Origin of the sequence: Paenibacillus radicibacter (genome assembly GCF_024721995.1) — a bacterium.
GTDB lineage: Bacteria > Bacillota > Bacilli > Paenibacillales > NBRC-103111 > Paenibacillus_AM > Paenibacillus_AM radicibacter.
This window is the reverse complement of the sequence record NZ_JANQBC010000018.1, coordinates 1-18,693: the sequence shown is the minus strand read 5'-3', so window position 1 is coordinate 18,693 and position 18,693 is coordinate 1. Positions and strand designations below refer to the sequence as shown.

Sequence of the window (18,693 nt, the reverse complement as noted above, 5' to 3'; positions counted from 1 at the left end):
GAGAATGAATCGGTTTATTAGGACTAGTGGCTTTTATTTAATTGTAGTGCTGGTAGTCGTTGGTATTGTCAGCTTTGTAAGCAATCAGAATGAGCGAACTGATCGTATTAGTTATGACAAGTTCAAAGTTGAACTCAAGAATAATAACGTAGAGTCAGTCAAGGTTCAATTTGACAAGTATACCTATTTGATAAAAGGAACGCTAAAGAGTAATAATCATGCTCCGTTCGAAACACGAGGTCCAGCAAGCGATAAAATGCTCGCGATGATTGACGACAGCGGAGTCGCTCAAGAGCATCTGCCAATGGAAGGCGAGAGCCTATGGCTGAGCTTCCTTACCTCGATTATTCCTTTTGTCATTATGTTCGTATTGTTCTTCTTCTTGCTTAACCAGTCGCAAGGCGGCGGTGGCAAAGTGATGAACTTTGGTAAGAGTAAAGCGCGTCTATACAACGACGAGAAGAAGAAAGTTACATTTGAAGATGTAGCTGGTGCTGACGAAGAGAAACAAGAGCTAGTGGAAATCGTTGAATTCCTCAAGGACCCTCGCAAATTCTCGGCAGTTGGAGCTCGTATTCCGAAGGGTGTCCTTCTTAATGGTCCTCCAGGAACGGGTAAAACATTGCTTGCTCGTGCAGTAGCTGGTGAAGCTGGCGTTCCGTTCTTCTCGATTTCCGGTTCGGATTTCGTAGAGATGTTCGTCGGTGTCGGTGCTTCCCGTGTTCGTGACTTGTTCGAGAATGCGAAGAAGAATGCACCTTGTATCATCTTTATCGATGAGATTGATGCAGTAGGTCGTCAGCGTGGAGCTGGTCTTGGTGGTGGACACGATGAACGTGAACAAACACTCAACCAATTGCTCGTTGAGATGGATGGTTTCGGTGCGAACGAAGGTATCATTATCATCGCTGCAACGAACCGCCCTGATATCCTTGACCCGGCATTGCTTCGTCCAGGACGTTTTGACCGTCAGATTACAGTCGATCGTCCAGATGTTAAAGGCCGTGAAGCGGTACTTAAAGTACACGCCCGCAATAAGCCTTTAGCTGCTAACGTGAAGCTGGATACCATTGCTCGTTATACAACTGGATTTACAGGCGCTGATCTTGAGAATCTATTGAACGAATCGGCACTTATTGCGGCTCGCCGTAATCGTAAAGATATTTCGATGGATGAGGTCGAAGAAGCGTTTGACCGTGTGATTGTTGGAACACAGAAGAAGAGCCGCGTAGTATCTGAACGCGAGAAGAAAACTGTTGCTTACCACGAATCAGGTCATGCGATAATTGGTTACTATGCTGAGCATGCAGATAAGATTCACAAAGTTACGATTATCCCTCGTGGTCGTGCAGGAGGATACGTGCTTATGCTTCCGAAGGAAGGCGAAGACCGTATGCTTTATACGAAGAACGAATTGCTTGATAAAGTTACAGGTTTACTTGGTGGACGTGTTGCGGAAGAATTGTTTATCGGCGACATCGGTACAGGCGCATACAGTGACTTCCAGAAAGCGACGAGCACGATTCGCAGCATGGTCATGGAATACGGTATGAGTGATAAGCTTGGTCCATTGCAATTTGGCTCCACACAAGGCCAAGTATTCCTTGGACGCGATATCGGCCATGAGCAGAACTACTCCGATGCGATTGCTTATGAGATCGACCAAGAAATGCAGCGTATGATTCGTGAGTGTTATGATCGTGCGAAGCAGATTTTGACGGATCACTCCGCAGAAGTTCACTTAGTTGCGAACGCACTTCTTGAACGTGAAACATTGGATAAAGATCAGATTGTTGAGCTTTTAGAAAATGGCGTAATCAAGAATGATGAACTTTCTGGTGACGATATCAAAGTAACAATCGGCACACATAAGGAAGCAGAAGTGATTAAAGCTGCTCCTGTAGAATCTACTCCTGAATCTGCAAAAGAAACAGAAGAGAAGATCGAAGATAATAACTCCGATCCGAACAAAGATTCCAAGGACGTTTAATACGAACGAATAAACCGGACTATGCGATCTGCATAGTCCGGTTTTGCTTTATAACGCGGCTTTTTTGTGGATTGACACTACGGGTAGGTTCCTGTAAATTAGTTGTAAATCGTGTGTTCCAAATTGTTACACAGATAATTGATATTGCAAGGTGTTATGATCGGGGGGAAGATCATGGAGGCTTTAGCTTTACAGCATAAGGCAGAGCAGAATCGTGTACTTAGAGAACGATTAGCTCAGTTAAAGAAAGAACGAAATGCAATTATTTTAGCTCATTATTATCAACGAGATGAAATACAGGAAATCGCAGATTTCCGTGGGGATTCCTTCTTATTAGCACAGAAGGCAGCGTCAACAGATGCCGATGTCATCGTGTTCTGTGGTGTTCATTTTATGGGCGAGAGCGCCAAGATATTAGCACCGACGAAGACGGTCATCATTCCAGATGAGCGTGCAGGCTGTCCGATGGCTGATATGGTTAACGTAGAAGGTCTTCGCGCACTCAAACGCCAGCACCCGAATGCGAAAGTAGTCGCATATATTAATACATCAGCTGAAGTGAAATCAGAAACTGATATTTGCTGTACATCAGCTAACGCGCTTAAAGTCGTGAATTCTGTGGATTCGGACGAGGTAATCTGGGTTCCAGATAAAAATTTGGGCGACTATGTATCTAAATTCACAAACAAGAAAATGATCATCTGGGAAGGATACTGCAATACGCATGATATGCTTACCATTAAAGATGTGGAAGAAATGAAGCGATTGCACCCGAATGCACAGTTTGTTGTGCATCCAGAATGCCGACCAGAAGTTGTGGCAATGGGGGATTTCGTAGGGTCCACAACAGCGATTATTAAATATTGCAAAGAATCTCCTTGTCAGGAGTTTATAGTTGGAACAGAAGATGGGACTGGGTATCAGCTTCGTCTAAACAGCCCAGATAAGCAATTCCATTTTGCAACAAAGTATTTGGTATGTCCGAATATGAAAGTGAATAATTTGAAAAAAGTGGTTAAAGCGCTCGAAACGATGAAACCGGAGATCTATGTGCCGGATCACGTGGCTGAGCAAGCTAGACAATCACTGGAGCGCATGTTACTCGTGAAGTAGCATGCGCTACTCTCTTGTTTAGAGGTGGTTATAAGATGAAGATACCTAGTACGTTAGTTGATGTCGATTTAGATGATTTACCTGTAGTGGATACGGATGTCATCGTAATTGGTGCAGGAATAGCGGGGTTATTTACAGCCATCAAAGCAAGTGAGAGTTATCAAGTTTTGATGATTACGAAGAAGTCACTGCTTGATTCGAATACAAGGTACGCGCAGGGTGGAATCGCTGCCGTCATTGCAGATGATGATTCACCAGAGTACCATTTGCAAGATACGCTAATGGCAGGTGCAGGACTATGTTCTCGCAATGCCGTAGATGTACTTGTCCATGAAGGTCCCGATGGTGTCAAAGATCTGATTCGAATGGGTACTACCTTTGATGAAGAGAATGGGGTACTGGCTCTGACGAAAGAAGGAGCACATAGTCAGCGTCGTATTTTACATGCCAATGGAGACGCAACTGGGGCAGAGATTGTACGCGCATTATCAGAGAAGACGAAGAGTGATCCGAATATCACACTTTGGGATGATCATTTTGTCATCGATTTATTGAAGAATGAAGCTGGTGAATGTTATGGCGCACTTGTCCAGAAACCGGATGGTTCGCGTGTAATAGCGCGTGGTCAAGCGACGATCCTATGTACAGGTGGTGCTGGCCAGCTTTATCGTTATACGACGAATCCGGATATCGCAACAGGTGATGGTATCGCCATCGCTTATCGAGCGGGAGCACTCATTCAGGATGTTGAATTTATTCAATTTCATCCTACTTCGCTATGTTATCCAGGAGCGCCGCGTTTCTTAATATCAGAAGCTGTGCGAGGAGAAGGTGCGATTCTGCGCAATATTAAGGGTGAACGTTTCATGGAGCGATATCATCCATTACTTGAATTAGCACCACGTGATATTGTAGCGAGAGCAATCGTTTCCGAAATGGAATCGACCAAGTCTACCTATGTATACATTGATGTGACACATGAACCGGAAGAGATGGTGAAGCATCGTTTTCCAACCATTTATGAATTTTGCATGCGCTATGGTTTAGATTTGGCGAGTGACTGGATTCCGGTCGCACCTGCAGCTCATTATATGATGGGTGGAGTGAAGACGGATTTACATGGGGCAACGGCTGTGCCAAGATTGTACGCTTGTGGCGAAGTGTCCTCTACAGGTGTACATGGTGCGAATCGTTTAGCATCTAATTCATTGTCAGAGGCGATTGTATTTGGTCGTCGCATTATTGAACGGATCAAGCTGCTTGAACCCCTAGCGATACAAGGTAGATCTCTCACATCGAGTGAAGCAGCTCTAGAGCATGCAAGTTCACTTGACTCTGCTCCTGAACTACGCAAAGACGTTGCGCAGCAAGCTGTTGTTGAGCGCAGGCTTAAACTGCAGAAAGTTATGCTGCGGTATGTTGGTTTACTTCGAACAGCGAAGACACTTCAGAAGGCGATTGATGAACTATCTAGACAGCATTCGTTCTTCGATACACGTCTGACTCGTCGTGAAGAATATGAGTTTGCCAATTTGCTCACATGTGCGCTATTAACGGCGCAAGCGGCGCTTCATCGTGATGAAAGTCGTGGTGGACATTATCGCGAAGATTTTCCAGAATCCAATAATGCCAAATGGCAGAAACATATTGTTTTCCATATTGAAACGGGCATGTCTGAGGAGTGGATATTAGATGCATAACTTGAATAAGCGTTTATTGGCGCAGCAAATACAAGCTTGGTTGCAAGAGGATGTTGGAGCAGGGGATGTCACATCCCTTTCTACAATTCCAGTAGCAAGTAAGTCTACGGGTATTATCCATGTGAAGCAAGACGGGATATTAGCAGGAATCAGCATTGCTGAAGCTGTATTTGCAGAGGTTGATCCGAAGTTACAATTCAAAGCGGAAGTAATGGATGGAACACCTGTTACGAAAGGAACCATTATTGCGACTGTAACTGGCAGTACCCGAAGCATCTTGATTGGAGAACGTTTGGCACTTAACTTGCTTCAGCGCTTGTCAGGAATTGCGACGAAGACACATGCATTTACGGCAGTAGTTGCAGATTTACCGGTTCGTCTTGTGGATACGCGTAAGACCACTCCGGGATTACGCCTGCTTGAGAAATACGCTGTGCGTGTTGGTGGCGGTCATAATCATCGATTTGGTTTATATGATGCTGTTATGATAAAAGATAATCATATTAAGGGTGCCGGAAGTATTACAGCTGCGGTTCAAGCTGCGCGTGAGGCGATCCCTCATACCATGAAGATTGAAGTTGAAGTAGAAGATTTTATGCAACTAGAAGAAGCGCTTCAAGTAGGCGCGGATATCATTATGCTAGACAATATGCCACCTGCTCAAATGAAAGAAGCGGTTGCGGTGATTAAAAGTCGTGCACCGCATATTATCGTGGAAGGTTCTGGTTCTGTATCTCCACAGACGATTCGAGTAATGGCAGAGACAGGTGTAGATATTATTTCTATAGGACAGCTCACGTATTCCGTAGCTGCTTTAGATATATCACTCGATCTTAATGCGCGGAAGGAGAGCACGTTTGCATGATTTTAGTTATCGACGTGGGCAACACGAATATTGTTCTTGGCTTGTACAAAGAAAAGGATTTGCTTCATCATTGGCGGATTAGTACAAACCGATCAGCGACCACGGATGAGTATGGGATGATCGTATCGAATCTTTTCCGACATGCAGATATTAAATTGGATCAGATTCAAGGTGTGATCATCTCTTCTGTCGTACCGCCGCTGATGTTTGTTCTAGAAAACCTGTGTCTGGATTATTTGAAAAAGACACCTTATATCGTTGGCCCAGGTATTAAGACGGGGCTTAATGTTCGCGTGGACAACCCTAAAGAAGTAGGTGCTGACCGCATTGTGAATGCAGTAGCGGCCCTTGAACTATATGGATCACCATGTGTGATCGTGGATTTCGGTACAGCAACAACTTACGACTATATTGATCATGCAGGTCAACTTGTTGGCTGCGCAATTGCACCAGGTATCGGTATTTCGACTGAAGCTTTATATCAACGTGCAGCCAAGCTACCGCGTATTGAACTTGTGAAACCGAAGAGTGTAGTTGGGAAGAATACCGTATCTGCGATGCAAGCAGGGATCATTTTTGGATACGTATCTCAGGTAGATGGCATTGTGACGCGTATAAAAGAAGAATTCAATGTTGAACCAACCGTTGTCGCAACAGGTGGACTTGCAGAGTTAATTGCGTCGGAATCCCGAACAATTGATTTAGTTAACCCACTTTTAACGCTGCAAGGCTTGCAACTTATTTATGAAAAAAACGTTTAGAACATATACGTATTAGAGGTGACTTCAATTGAAAGACTATATGATTCGCGGAACTGGATTTGCGGGGAAAGTTCGCGCATTTGCAGTATGCTCAACATCGATCACAGACGAACTAAGTCGTAGACATCAGGCAACACCAACCGTGACAGCGGCGCTTGGACGGACAGTAGCGGCCAGCTTAATGATGGGGGCGATGCTCAAGGGTGAAGAGAAGCTGACAGTTCAAGTACAAGGTGGCGGTCCAATCGGTCAGATTATCGTGGATTCCAATGCGTATGGGGAAGTGCGTGGTTACATTTCTAATCCAACTGTTGATTTACCGCTCAATGCCAAAGGTAAGCTGGATGTGGCTGGAGCAGTAGGAACAGATGGTGCTCTTTATATCATTAAAGATTTAGGTCTTAAAGAACCATATCGCGGTTCTACACCGATCATATCAGGTGAACTTGCTGAAGATTTTACGTACTATTTTACCGTATCCGAGCAGACGCCTTCAGCTGTTTCATTGGGTGTACTTGTGGATGTGGACTATTCAGTTAAAGCAGCAGGTGGATTTATTATTCAATTAATGCCAGGTTTAACCGATGAAGAGATAACAGAGCTTGAACAGCGTCTATCGCAAATCCCTTCAATGACAACAATGTTGGAACGCGGGTTGGATCTTGAGCAAATTCTAGGAGAAGTTCTTCCTTCTTTCCGATTGTTTGAGACCATGGATGTTTCCTTTAAGTGCAAGTGCTCACGTGAGCGTGTAGAAGAAACATTGGTTTCTCTAGGCAAGGCGGAATTAGAGCAGTTGCTTACTGAAGACGGTAAAGCAGAAATTCAGTGTCATTTTTGCAATGAGACATTCGGATTTACATCAGAGGACATACAGTCGATCATCGACAAATTATAGTGAAGCTGAGGCGAGCAATTAGGGGTCATGGCAAAAAGAGGAGTAGGAGCAATCATTGGCGGGCTTTGTGTCTGTATTGCGGTGCTGCTGGTTGTAGTACTGAGTGGAGGAGGCGCATCTTCGGATAAAGGCAATTCGAAAGATATTAGAGGAGATGCGGATTCCACTCAAGTCATTGCCAAGGTCGGTGACCGCCAGATCACAATGGGAGAGATTCAGAAACAATTAATTAAACACTATGGCAATGAAATGGTGAATCAATTGATCGATCGTGAGGCCATCCGCATAGAAGCGAGAGAGGTTGGTATCACGGTAGATGATGAAGAGATTAACCGCGAACTCAAGATGAATAGTGAAGGCTACGAGAGTTTGGAAGCTTATTTTAAAGCAATGAAAGATCAGCTGGGTTTGTCCCAAGAGGAACTACATGACGATGCCTATTACAAGCTGTTGCTCGAACGTCTTGCGACGCGAAGTGTTACGATCACTGACGAAGAAGTAACGGAGTATATGCGCACCCATGCAGAAGAATTCAAAGCAAGATCTGAGTACCATATTCAACAGATGATCTTGGCATCGAAAGAACATGCCGATAAGGCGCTTAGAGAGCTGAACAAAGGACAGGAGTTCTCAACCCTTGTACGAGATCGTTCCATTGATGAAACAACGTCAAGCACAGACGGAGATCTAGGTTGGATTTTTGAAAATGATCCTTTCATCTCTTCGCCGATCATGACAGCAGCGAAGAAACTGAAAAAGAATGAATACAGCGGCATCATTCCTCTGACGAACGGCTATGCCATCATTTTGTTGAAAGATAAAAAGACAGAAGAAAAGGAAGATCCTGCTATCATTCGTGAGAAAGTTAAAAAGCAGCTTGCTATCCAAAAAGCACCTCCAATGAAAGAAGTGGTGAATGCCCTTCGATCCAAGCATGGCGCGCAAATCTTGGACGGAAAATTTTTGCAGTAAATCCGAGTGACTTGGTTGACAATCTATGGAAGCCTTGATAAGATTAGATTAACGAATACCAACTGATTTACTCGGAAATTATAGATCATATTTTTTTGCGAATGCTTAAGGAGGAAGATGACGATGGCTAAGCTTGTGCAGAGTATTACAGAATTGATTGGAAATACACCGATTGTTCGTTTAAACCGTGTTGTTCCAGAAGGTAGTGCTGAGGTTTATGTGAAGCTGGAGTTCCAGAACCCAGGTGCTAGCGTGAAGGATCGCATAGCGATCTCTATGATCGAAGTAGCAGAACAAGAAGGTAAGCTAAAGCCAGGCGACACAATCGTTGAGCCGACTAGTGGTAACACAGGTATCGGTCTTGCAATGGTTGCTGCCGCTAAAGGATATAGAGCGATTCTCGTTATGCCTGAGACGATGAGTATGGAACGTCGCAACTTGCTTCGTGCATATGGTGCTGAGCTTGTATTAACACCAGGTGCAGAAGGAATGAAAGGCGCGATTGCACGTGCAGAAGCTTTGCAAGCAGAGAATCCGACTTACTTTATTCCACAGCAATTTAAGAATCAAGCGAACGTGAAAGTACACCGTGAAACAACAGGTCCAGAAATCGTGGAAGCGATCAATGGCTATGATGGCAAGCTCGATGCATTTGTAGCGGGTATTGGTACAGGTGGTACAATTACAGGAACGGGTTCGATTCTTAGAGAGAACTTCCCGAACATCAAGATTTTTGCGGTAGAACCTAGCAGTTCGCCTGTACTATCTGGTGGTAAGCCGGGTCCTCATAAGATTCAAGGAATTGGTGCAGGATTCGTACCTGACATTCTTGATACGAATATTTATGATGAGATTATTGCGGTTGAGAATGATGATGCATTCGAGACTTCTCGCCGTGTAGCGAAAGAAGAAGGAATCCTTGGTGGTATTTCTTCCGGTGCAGCGATTTATGCAGCATTGAAAATAGCGAAAGACTTAGGTCCTGGTAAGAGAGTGCTTGCTGTTGTACCTAGTAATGGTGAGCGTTACTTGTCCACACCACTTTATCATTTCGAGGACTAATCATAGATTAGAACATAAGACCCTTCAGCTTGAGGCTGAGGGGTTTTTAAATTTTCCAGTTTGAAGTATACTAATGGACAACTCAGCAAGACAGGCAGCATTTGGTTGTAGAGGGGAGTAAGAATACAGTTGAACGTTACATCTTATGAGAATTGGAAACAGTGGGCGAATTGTGGGAGCTATACCGTGCTTCCATTTGTAATGAAAAAGGAGTTAGAGCAACAGGTGATTCCTTCATGGGAAGAAGCATGGAAAGAAGCGGCACCAGAGTCATTCGTCCTTGAAAGTGGCAAAGGTGGCCGATACACGATGCTTGGGCTTAAGCCAGTGTCGATAATACGGGGAACTGTAGAACGCGCAGAAGTATGGGAAGAAGATGGGCATGGCAGTCCGCGCAGAATTGTGCTGGAGAAAAATGCCTTACAAGCCGTGCAGCACTGGATGCTTCCTTATCGTTCTCCACGAGTGGAAGAAGCACCTAAATTTATTGGTGGTTGTGTCGGATTCTGGGGTTATGATGTTGCGCGCTGTATTGAACATTTACCTGAGCAAGCTGCGAATGATTTGCCAGTACCTGATTATAGTTTTGCGATGTACAATGAAATTTGGGTTGTGGATCAAGAGAAGAATGATATATATATGGCTGTGCATACGGCTCTTACGCATAATCTTGCACAAGATGAACATGCGTTGCTGGAAGCGTACCGCTCTGCTGAACGAACAGCTAATTTGATGTTGGATAAGTGGAATAAACTTATTTATGCATCACAGACATATGATTATCGCAAACGTCGCGAGCTTATTCTTGAGCAGAGTCACAGTCGTGGTGAAGGTTTGACTATTGATGTAGAGCAATTAAGTGATCTGAAGCCGGCTTTTCGCCGTGAAGACTTCGAACATGCTGTAGATCGCATTCAATCGTATATTTCTGCGGGTGATGTATTCCAAGTGAATTTATCTGTTAGACAAAGTCGTCCGATGCATTCTTCTCCCGAGGAAGTGTATGAGTGGCTGCGTATTATTAATCCATCTCCTTATATGGGATTGATGCGTTTTGGAGACTTTACGCTTGCGTCCGCTTCGCCTGAATTGCTTGTTCAATTGGAACAAGGTGTCCTTCGTACGCGTCCTATTGCTGGTACGCGTCGCCGTGGTGCGAATGCTAGAGAAGATCAGAGGCTTGCGGATGAATTGATTCATAATGAAAAAGAGCGAGCTGAGCATGTGATGCTTGTCGATCTGGAGCGTAATGATCTCGGTCGCATTTCGGAGTATGGCAGTGTTAAAGTCGATGACTTTATGGTGATTGAATATTATTCACACGTGATGCATATCGTCTCTCAAATAGAAGGTAAGATTGCTCAAGGCAAAAATGCTTTTGATGCCATTGCCGCTACTTTCCCAGGAGGTACGATCACGGGTGCGCCTAAGGTTCGTACGATGCAAATCATTGAAGAATTAGAACCCGTTCGTCGTGGACCATACACAGGTGCGATGGGATGGATTGACTATAATGGAGATATGGAATTTAATATAATTATACGTACTTTGGTTACTGCGCAAGGAATGGGACATGTCCAAGCAGGTGCAGGTATCGTGATTGATTCGGTGCCAAGCCAAGAGTACAAAGAATCGCTTAACAAGGCGAAGGCAGTATGGAAGGCAATTGAGTTTAGTGAGCAAGAATTGAGCAGAGCTTAGGGAGGGTACCGAAGATGATTTTAGTAATTGATAATTACGATTCATTTACTTACAACTTGGTGCAGTATTTAGGAGAGCTAGGAGAAGAGATTATCGTTCGTCGTAATGATGAGATTGACATCGCAGGTATTGAGGCGCTTGCGCCGGATCACATTTTGCTGTCACCAGGACCTTGTACACCCAATGAAGCGGGTGTGTGCCTCACGGTTGTTGATCATTTTAAAGGCAAAGTGCCGATCATGGGTGTTTGTCTGGGTCATCAGACGATTGGGCAAGCGTTCGGCGGCGAAGTTGTGCGTGCAGCAAATTTGATGCATGGGAAGACATCGCAAATTCATCATGATGGATTAACGATATTTAAGGATATACCAGATCCTTATACAGCAACTCGATATCATTCCTTAATTGTTCGCAAAGAGACATTGCCAGATTGTCTGGAAGTCAGTGCGTGGACAGCTGAGGGTGAGATTATGGGACTGCGTCATAAAGAGTATGCGATTGAAGGTGTACAATTCCATCCAGAATCGATCATTACGGAACATGGATTACAGTTGCTTCGTAATTTCCTTAGGTTAAGGGAGAAAGAACTGCTCGGATGAAGATAAGTTTAAATGGTCGTTTAATTGATGATCAAGAAGCCGTGATCTCCATTTATGATCACGGTTTTCTTTACGGTATGGGTTTGTTTGAAACGTTTCGCACTTATGAAGGGCGTCCTTTCTTGTTGGCACAGCATCTAGAGCGATTAACTGCTGGATGTGAGGAGCTCGGAATTTCATTTGAGCCAGATCAGGAGCGAGTACATGAATTGGTTCAAAGTCTACTTCAAGCTAACGGCCTTGAAGATGGCTATTTTCGCTATACAATAACGGCGGGTGATGATCTGCTTGGTTTGCCTGGGCATTCCTATGAACGCCCAACGGAGATTCTATATGTCAAAGGTTTACCACCGCGTAATAGGCAGCAGATGCGCCAGGGTAAAGCGTTGCAGTTATTAGACTTGAGGCGTAATACACCAGAAGGTACAGTACGACTGAAATCATTGCACTATATGAACAATATTTTAGCGAAGCGGGAAATGCTGCAATACCCATGGACAGCTGCATCCACTGTTGAAGGGCTTATGCTGACAGAGGAAGGTTATGTAGCAGAGGGGATTGTTTCAAATATATTTTTTGTGAGTGAAGGTAAGTTATGTACACCAGCATTAACAACAGGAATCTTACCTGGTATAACACGTCAATTCATTATGGACATAGCTGTTGAAGCAGGGGTGTCGATTGAGGAAGGTTTGTATACAGTAGAACAACTGCAGCAAGCTGATGAAATCTTAATGACCAATTCGATTCAGGAAATTTCACCTGTGCATACACTTTGGAATCGAGAGGGGACGAATGTGCTGAAAGGTGGTTCTCTCCTTAGTGTCCCAGGATTGATTACTGAGATGTTAATGAATAAGTATCAACAACATATAGGAAGTGAAACATGATTCGTACATGGAGTTGTCAGCATCAAGATATACAATTAGGACATCGAACATTGATTATGGGCATATTGAATGTTACACCAGACTCTTTTTCAGATGGTGGTTCTTATGTAACGGTAGAGACCGCTATTGAGCGGGCGAAGCAGATGGTAGCTGAAGGTGCAGATATTATTGATATCGGTGGAGAATCAACTCGTCCAGGGTTTGATGAAGTTGGACAAGAAGAAGAATTGCGTCGTGTCATTCCTGTGATTCAAGCCATTGCTAAGGAAATGTCTGTTCCTATTTCTATTGATACGTACAAAGCTGAAGTAGCTGATCAAGCCATTCAGGCAGGTGCGTCGATCATAAATGATGTGTGGGGATTTAAACGTGATCCTCGAATGGCAGAAGTTGCTGCGAAGCATCGGTGTCCTGTCATTCTTATGCACAATCGTATGGATGAGAACTATAATGATTTTTTATTAGATGTCATTAACGATTTACAAGAAAGTATCGACATTGCACGTGCCGCAGGTGTGGTAGATCAGCAGATCATGCTCGACCCCGGTATTGGTTTTGCCAAGAGTCATGAACAGAACTTATGGCTGATGAATCATTTGAGTGATTTAGTGAAACTAGGTTATCCGGTGCTGCTAGGCACATCTCGCAAACGGATGATTCGTAATACATTAGGTGGTCTGCCGCCAGAAGATGTTGTGGAAGGAACAGCTGCTACGGTTGCAATTGGGATTGCACAAGGCTGCGATATTATGCGGGTGCATGATGTTAAGGCGATGAAACGTGTGGCTGTCATGACAGATGCGATTGTAAGAATGCAGCATGAACTCGTATAGGAGGCTTTAACTTGGATAAAATCATATTAACTAGAATGGAATTTTACGGTTACCATGGAGTCATTCCACAAGAGAACATGTTAGGTCAACGTTACTATGTGGATGTTGAGATGATGTTCCCTTTGCGCAAAGCGGGGTTAACGGATGATATTGAGCAATCTGTTAACTATGCGGAGGCATATGAACATATTAAACAAGTGGTACAAGGTGAACCGTTCAAGCTCATAGAAGCACTAGCTGAATGCATTGCATCTCGTTTGCTTGATACTTATAATATCATTAACGAGGTTACAGTCCGCGTCATTAAGCCACATCCACCATTTGATATTCATTTCCAAGGGGTTACCGTAGAAATTACACGCAGCCGGGAGACGATTACGAATGGAGAGTAGCACATCTATTGCTTATATTGCATTAGGTTCCAATATGGGAGACCGTCATGAATATTTGGAACAAGCGATTGAATATTTAGAACAACATCCGCAAATCACATTAGCAGGAAAGTCTTCTATTTATGAAACAGAACCTGTAGGGTTTACGGATCAAGACGCTTTCTTGAATATGGTTATTGCTGTACGTACCTCAATTCGCCCTCATGAATTACTACACACCATGTTAAGCATTGAATTGAAACTTGGGCGTACACGTGATATTCATTGGGGACCACGGACTATAGATTTAGATCTATTGGTATATGGTGACACAAAGATTGAATCGGAAGATCTCCACCTTCCTCATCCTCGAATGGAAGAACGAGCTTTTGTTATGATTCCTTTCGTCGAAGTCATAGCCCAATGTATGTCCGATCAAGAGCGTATAACTAGACTTCAGCACATCCTTGAAGGACTCGGTGGAAAGGAAGGCGTCAAGTTATGGAGAAAAGCTCATTAGCACAGCGCATTCGCGCTTTTCGTAAGTTAAAAGGATACACGCAAGTTGAACTTGCTGATTCACTTGGTGTCTCTATCGCCGTTCTAGGCGCAATTGAGCGTGGAGCGAAGAAGCCAGATACGAAGATGTTAAACCGTATTTCAAGCGTACTCCAAGTGGATGTAGAGGAATTGCAAGTGCCGGCGGCACAACTTTAGAAAGAAGGTAAAAGTAAATGCTTAAGATTGGAAATATTGAAGTACCAAACCAAGTTGTATTAGCACCGATGGCAGGCGTATGTAATCCAGCGTTCCGTTTGATTGCAAAGGAGTTTGGAACTGGTTTGGTTTGTGCGGAGATGGTAAGTGACAAAGCCATTTTACATGGAAATGAACGCTCCCTTGAAATGTTGTATGTGGATGAGCGTGAAAAACCACTATCTTTGCAAATTTTTGGCGGTGACACAGAGACTTTAGTGGAAGCTGCTAAAATTGTCGATACACAGACCAATGCCGATATTATTGATATCAATATGGGTTGCCCGGTTCCCAAAATTGTTAAATCCGATGCAGGCGCTCGTTGGTTGCTTCGTCCCGATAAAATTGAAGAGATGATCCGTACAGTTACAGCATCAGTTAGTAAGCCCGTAACAGTGAAGATGCGTATCGGTTGGGATCACGATCATATTTACGTACTCGAGAATGCGAAGGCTGTTGAACGCGGCGGCGGTGCAGCTGTATCCGTACATGGTCGTACACGTGAGCAAATGTATACAGGTGTAGCAGATTGGGAAATGATCCGTCAGGTGAAGGAGCACGTATCGATTCCGGTAATCGGTAATGGAGATGTGAATACACCAGAAGATGCTAGACGCATGCTCGATCAAACGGGCTGTGACGGTGTCATGATCGGTCGTGCAGCACTAGGTAACCCATGGATGTTGTATCGTACCGTTCAATACTTGGCCAATGGTGAGCTTGCACCAGATCCAACAGCTGCAGAGAAAATGCGCATTGCAATTTTGCACATGGACCGCCTCATTGCGCTTAAGACGGAGCGGGTAGCTGTCAAGGAAATGCGTAAGCATTTAGCGTGGTATCTAAAAGGAATGCGCGGTGCTGCAAGAGTGAAGGATGCTATCATGGAAGAGACGACAAGATCAGGCATGGTTAGCATTTTGGAGCGCTATATTGCTTCTGGCGAGGCTGATGCAGCCGCGGAAAATGACGAAGCAAAAACGATGGTTCAATAAGGCGCTTTCATTGACTTTTTAAACCTGTTGCAATATAATCAGTCAATAGTTAGCAATTCCCAACATTTGTTGGTAAATCTGCCCTGCGAAGTGTTTCGTACGGCAGATTTTATGCGTAAATTTATATGTTTCCAGTGAGCCTACTTCTATGACAAGTCATCATGAGATGCCTTCGAAATATATTAGGATTAAGTGAGTTCATTCGCTTAGCGATTGGAAAAATATTCACATGACGGGAGATTAGATGAAATGAGCGAGAAAGAGATCCTTCTTACGCAAAGCGGGTTGTTAAAACTTGAGGAAGAGCTTGAATACCTCAAGTCAGTAAAACGCCGTGAAGTAGCGGAGCGAATCAAAATAGCAATCGGCTACGGCGATATCAGTGAAAACTCCGAATACGAAGATGCGAAGAACGAGCAAGCTTTTGTTGAGGGTCGTGTTATGACACTTGAAAAGATGCTCCGTAATGCTCGAATCATTAATAACGATGAAGTGGATACGAATGTAGTGAGTGTTGGCTCCATTGTAACGATGAAGGATATGGAATTCGGTGACACAGTTGAATATACAATTGTGGGTACTGCAGAATCGGATCCTTTTAACAATAAGATTTCGAACGAAAGTCCAGTAGGTAAAGCAATTATAGGTAAGCAAAAAGGTGACCGTGTCGATGTTCAAGTGCCAGTTGGCGCGATCCAATACGAAATTTTAGATATTAAAAAATAAGGTATTTTACATGACATAAGATACGCTTTTCGAAAAGCTTCCTTTGGAGGCTTTTTCCGCTTAAATCGCAACTTTTCAGACGCTGTATAGGGAGATGATCGTATGAGTGAAGAAGTAGTAGTAGAGTTAAATGAATTGCTGCAAATCAGACGTAACAAGCTCGATGAGCTTCGTGGTATGGGGATTGACCCGTTTGGTGCGAAGTATGAGCGTACACATCATGCTGCTGATGTACTTAAGGCATATGACGAAGTAAGCAAGGAAGATCTTGAAGCGCAAGCAATCGAGGTAAGTCTTGCTGGACGTATTATGCAAAAAAGAGCAATGGGTAAAGCTAGCTTTGCACATTTACAAGATATCACAGGCAAAATTCAAATTTACGTGCGTGAAGATGCAGTAGGCGATGTGTTATACAGCGCGTTTGATCTGCTTGATCTTGGTGACATGGTAGGAATTAAAGGAACTGTATTTAAAACAAAAACAGGCGAAACTTCCGTTAAAGTCAAAGAACTTGTTGTGTTAACGAAGTCACTTCTTCCTTTGCCTGAGAAATATCATGGCCTTAAAGACGTAGAAATGCGCTATCGTCAGCGTTACGTCGATTTAATCATGAATCAAGACGTACAACAAACGTTTATTACACGTTCACGTATCATTCAAGCGATGCGTCGTTACCTAGATAGCAAGGGTTATCTAGAAGTTGAAACACCTACACTTCATACGATCGCTGGTGGTGCAGCTGCGCGTCCGTTTATTACGCATCATAATGCATTGGACATGCAGATCTATATGCGTATTGCAATTGAGCTTCATTTGAAGCGTCTAATTGTTGGTGGTTTAGAGAAAGTGTATGAGATCGGTCGCGTTTATCGTAATGAGGGTGTATCTACACGCCACAATCCCGAGTTTACGATGATTGAATTGTATGAAGCGTATGCAGATTACAAAGACATCATGGCACTAACAGAGAATCTGATTGCGCATATCGCGCAAGAAGTACTAGGCACAACAAAGATTAATTATCAAGGTCATGAAGTGGATCTAACTCCACAGTGGCGTCGTGTATCCATGGTTGATGCTGTTAAAGAAGTAGCTGGCGTAGACTTCGGCGTACAGATGACGAATGAAGAAGCTCATGCTTTGGCAAAAGAACATAAAGTACCGGTTGAGCCGCATATGACATTTGGTCATATTCTAAATGCATTCTTCGAGCAATTTGTTGAAGAAACATTGATTCAACCTACTTTTGTATATGGACATCCGCTTGAAATTTCACCACTTGCGAAAAAGAATCCAGAAGATCCTCGCTTTACGGATCGTTTTGAGCTATTTATCGTAGCGCGTGAGCATGCGAATGCATTTACAGAGCTTAATGATCCAATTGACCAACGTGAACGTTTCGAAGCGCAAATCGTGGAACGTGAGCATGGTAATGATGAAGCACATGAGATGGATGATGATTTCATTCGTGCGCTTGAATACGGTATGCCGCCAACAGGTGGTCTAGGTATCGGTGTTGACCGTTTAGTAATGCTACTAACGAACGCTCCTTCGATCCGTGATGTACTGTTATTCCCGCACATGCGTGCTGAAAGTAACTAATTCTATATTGTAATGTTCTTATTCAGGAGCATATCAAAGGATCGCAGTCTTTAAGAAAAAACCATTTTTCTTAAAGAACTGCGATCCTTTTTTTGATTTCATAAGGAAGTATCCGCTTGCGATTACCCAATTAACAAAACTTTTGTAGGTGGGGAAGTCAGTATTGCGAAGCAACGATAATCCTAGGAATAGCGATATACCGCGTGTTTTCCGCATTCAGACTTCGCATAACAACGGTTTTTAGATGTTTTCAAAAAAGTTTTAGCAAAAGTGTTGACGTATCCTAATATATTTGTTATTCTATAACTCGCCGCTGAAAACGGCAGCATTCGACAAGAACAGACAAGCACGAAGCAAGAAAAAAGAATTAAAAAAAGCGCTTGACACTGAGAACTTGAATGTGATATATTAAAGAAGTCGCCGCTAAAAACGGCGCGAAGCTAGAAAAGAGAAATTGTCCTTTGAAAACTGAACAACGAGTGAATGAATAGATGAGATTCTAAGGAATCTCAAACAATCAAGATCATCGCTTTCGAGCGATTGATTGAGACAAGCTAGTAAGTAAATTTTGAGCAATCAGCTCTTTTAATGGAGAGTTTGATCCTGGCTCAGGACGAACGCTGGCGGCGTGCCTAATACATGCAAGTCGAGCGGAGTTATTCCTTCGGGGATAGCTTAGCGGCGGACGGGTGAGTAACACGTAGGCAACCTGCCTGTAAGACTGGGATAACTCACGGAAACGTGTGCTAATACCGGATAAATAACATTCTCGCATGAGAGAGTTAGGAAAGATGGAGCAATCTATCACTTACAGATGGGCCTGCGGCGCATTAGCTAGTTGGTGAGGTAATGGCTCACC

The 18,693-nt window shown here is 43.6% G+C and carries 18 protein-coding genes and 1 rRNA gene; all 19 read left to right on the top strand.

The window, feature by feature from the left end:
- Positions 1-4: 4 nt before the first annotated feature.
- Positions 5-1,990, top strand: a complete 1,986-nt coding sequence (gene ftsH / locus NV379_RS24740; protein WP_258210022.1) for an ATP-dependent zinc metalloprotease FtsH — start codon at positions 5-7, stop codon at positions 1,988-1,990.
- Positions 1,991-2,164: 174 nt separating this feature from the next.
- Complete coding sequence (nadA, locus tag NV379_RS24735) at positions 2,165-3,103, top strand: quinolinate synthase NadA (RefSeq protein WP_258210021.1); 939 nt, start codon at positions 2,165-2,167, stop codon at positions 3,101-3,103.
- 35 nt (positions 3,104-3,138) lie between these two features.
- Entirely contained in the window at positions 3,139-4,803 is a 1,665-nt protein-coding gene (gene nadB, locus NV379_RS24730) for an L-aspartate oxidase (protein WP_258210020.1), read from the top strand.
- Complete coding sequence (nadC, locus tag NV379_RS24725) at positions 4,796-5,668, top strand: carboxylating nicotinate-nucleotide diphosphorylase (protein ID WP_258210019.1); 873 nt, start codon at positions 4,796-4,798, stop codon at positions 5,666-5,668. Before nadB ends, nadC begins: the two co-directional genes overlap by 8 nt.
- The gene (locus tag NV379_RS24720; RefSeq protein WP_258210018.1) at positions 5,665-6,429 is read left to right on the top strand and encodes a type III pantothenate kinase; all 765 of its coding nucleotides are present in this window, start codon (positions 5,665-5,667) and stop codon (positions 6,427-6,429) included. The genes nadC and NV379_RS24720 overlap by 4 nt, the downstream gene beginning before the upstream one ends.
- Positions 6,430-6,457: 28 nt before the next feature.
- Positions 6,458-7,327 carry an Hsp33 family molecular chaperone HslO gene (gene hslO, locus NV379_RS24715; protein WP_258210017.1) on the top strand — a complete coding sequence of 290 codons (870 nt, stop codon included), beginning with the start codon at positions 6,458-6,460 and terminating at the stop codon, positions 7,325-7,327.
- A 27-nt stretch (positions 7,328-7,354) separates the two neighbouring features.
- On the top strand, positions 7,355-8,299 hold the full coding sequence (locus NV379_RS24710; protein ID WP_258210016.1) for a peptidyl-prolyl cis-trans isomerase: 945 nt from the start codon (positions 7,355-7,357) through the stop codon (positions 8,297-8,299).
- A gap of 123 nt (positions 8,300-8,422) precedes the next feature.
- Positions 8,423-9,361: a cysteine synthase A gene (gene cysK / locus NV379_RS24705; RefSeq protein WP_258210015.1), complete on the top strand. Its 939-nt coding sequence runs from the start codon at positions 8,423-8,425 to the stop codon at positions 9,359-9,361.
- Between the two features lie 129 nt (positions 9,362-9,490).
- On the top strand, positions 9,491-11,062 hold the full coding sequence (locus NV379_RS24700) for an anthranilate synthase component I family protein (protein ID WP_258210014.1): 1,572 nt from the start codon (positions 9,491-9,493) through the stop codon (positions 11,060-11,062).
- Between the two features lie 14 nt (positions 11,063-11,076).
- On the top strand, positions 11,077-11,661 hold the full coding sequence (pabA, locus tag NV379_RS24695; protein WP_258210013.1) for an aminodeoxychorismate/anthranilate synthase component II: 585 nt from the start codon (positions 11,077-11,079) through the stop codon (positions 11,659-11,661).
- Positions 11,658-12,551, top strand: coding sequence for an aminodeoxychorismate lyase (gene pabC, locus NV379_RS24690; RefSeq protein WP_258210012.1), 894 nt, complete (start codon positions 11,658-11,660; stop codon positions 12,549-12,551). Before pabA ends, pabC begins: the two co-directional genes overlap by 4 nt.
- Positions 12,548-13,384, top strand: a complete 837-nt coding sequence (gene folP / locus NV379_RS24685) for a dihydropteroate synthase (protein ID WP_258210011.1) — start codon at positions 12,548-12,550, stop codon at positions 13,382-13,384. The genes pabC and folP overlap by 4 nt, the downstream gene beginning before the upstream one ends.
- Before the next feature lie 11 nt (positions 13,385-13,395).
- Positions 13,396-13,776, top strand: a complete 381-nt coding sequence (folB, locus tag NV379_RS24680) for a dihydroneopterin aldolase (protein ID WP_258210010.1) — start codon at positions 13,396-13,398, stop codon at positions 13,774-13,776.
- Positions 13,766-14,275 carry a 2-amino-4-hydroxy-6-hydroxymethyldihydropteridine diphosphokinase gene (gene folK, locus NV379_RS24675; RefSeq protein WP_258210009.1) on the top strand — a complete coding sequence of 170 codons (510 nt, stop codon included), beginning with the start codon at positions 13,766-13,768 and terminating at the stop codon, positions 14,273-14,275. The genes folB and folK overlap by 11 nt, the downstream gene beginning before the upstream one ends.
- Entirely contained in the window at positions 14,257-14,472 is a 216-nt protein-coding gene (locus NV379_RS24670) for a helix-turn-helix domain-containing protein (protein WP_258210008.1), read from the top strand. The genes folK and NV379_RS24670 overlap by 19 nt, the downstream gene beginning before the upstream one ends.
- A gap of 17 nt (positions 14,473-14,489) precedes the next feature.
- Positions 14,490-15,506, top strand: coding sequence for a tRNA dihydrouridine synthase DusB (gene dusB / locus NV379_RS24665; RefSeq protein ID WP_258210007.1), 1,017 nt, complete (start codon positions 14,490-14,492; stop codon positions 15,504-15,506).
- Between the two features lie 249 nt (positions 15,507-15,755).
- The gene (greA, locus tag NV379_RS24660) at positions 15,756-16,232 is read left to right on the top strand and encodes a transcription elongation factor GreA (protein WP_258210006.1); all 477 of its coding nucleotides are present in this window, start codon (positions 15,756-15,758) and stop codon (positions 16,230-16,232) included.
- A 102-nt stretch (positions 16,233-16,334) separates the two neighbouring features.
- Positions 16,335-17,834 carry a lysine--tRNA ligase gene (gene lysS / locus NV379_RS24655; RefSeq protein WP_258210005.1) on the top strand — a complete coding sequence of 500 codons (1,500 nt, stop codon included), beginning with the start codon at positions 16,335-16,337 and terminating at the stop codon, positions 17,832-17,834.
- Between the two features lie 585 nt (positions 17,835-18,419).
- Positions 18,420-18,693: ribosomal RNA gene (locus tag NV379_RS24650) — 16S ribosomal RNA — on the top strand; the annotation flags it as partial.

Bases quoted from the DNA above. Each gene is read 5' to 3' on its own strand.
- nadC (WP_258210019.1), top strand. From the start codon at position 4,796: ATGCATAACTTGAATAAGCGTTTATTGGCGCAGCAAATACAAGCTTGG.
- pabA (WP_258210013.1), top strand. From the start codon at position 11,077: ATGATTTTAGTAATTGATAATTACGATTCATTTACTTACAACTTGGTG.
- NV379_RS24710 (WP_258210016.1), top strand. From the start codon at position 7,355: ATGGCAAAAAGAGGAGTAGGAGCAATCATTGGCGGGCTTTGTGTCTGT.
- nadB (WP_258210020.1), top strand. From the start codon at position 3,139: ATGAAGATACCTAGTACGTTAGTTGATGTCGATTTAGATGATTTACCT.
- nadA (WP_258210021.1), top strand. From the start codon at position 2,165: ATGGAGGCTTTAGCTTTACAGCATAAGGCAGAGCAGAATCGTGTACTT.
- pabC (WP_258210012.1), top strand. From the start codon at position 11,658: ATGAAGATAAGTTTAAATGGTCGTTTAATTGATGATCAAGAAGCCGTG.
- folP (WP_258210011.1), top strand. From the start codon at position 12,548: ATGATTCGTACATGGAGTTGTCAGCATCAAGATATACAATTAGGACAT.
- NV379_RS24670 (WP_258210008.1), top strand. From the start codon at position 14,257: ATGGAGAAAAGCTCATTAGCACAGCGCATTCGCGCTTTTCGTAAGTTA.
- greA (WP_258210006.1), top strand. From the start codon at position 15,756: ATGAGCGAGAAAGAGATCCTTCTTACGCAAAGCGGGTTGTTAAAACTT.
- dusB (WP_258210007.1), top strand. From the start codon at position 14,490: ATGCTTAAGATTGGAAATATTGAAGTACCAAACCAAGTTGTATTAGCA.
- NV379_RS24720 (WP_258210018.1), top strand. From the start codon at position 5,665: ATGATTTTAGTTATCGACGTGGGCAACACGAATATTGTTCTTGGCTTG.
- lysS (WP_258210005.1), top strand. From the start codon at position 16,335: ATGAGTGAAGAAGTAGTAGTAGAGTTAAATGAATTGCTGCAAATCAGA.
- ftsH (WP_258210022.1), top strand. From the start codon at position 5: ATGAATCGGTTTATTAGGACTAGTGGCTTTTATTTAATTGTAGTGCTG.
- folK (WP_258210009.1), top strand. From the start codon at position 13,766: ATGGAGAGTAGCACATCTATTGCTTATATTGCATTAGGTTCCAATATG.
- cysK (WP_258210015.1), top strand. From the start codon at position 8,423: ATGGCTAAGCTTGTGCAGAGTATTACAGAATTGATTGGAAATACACCG.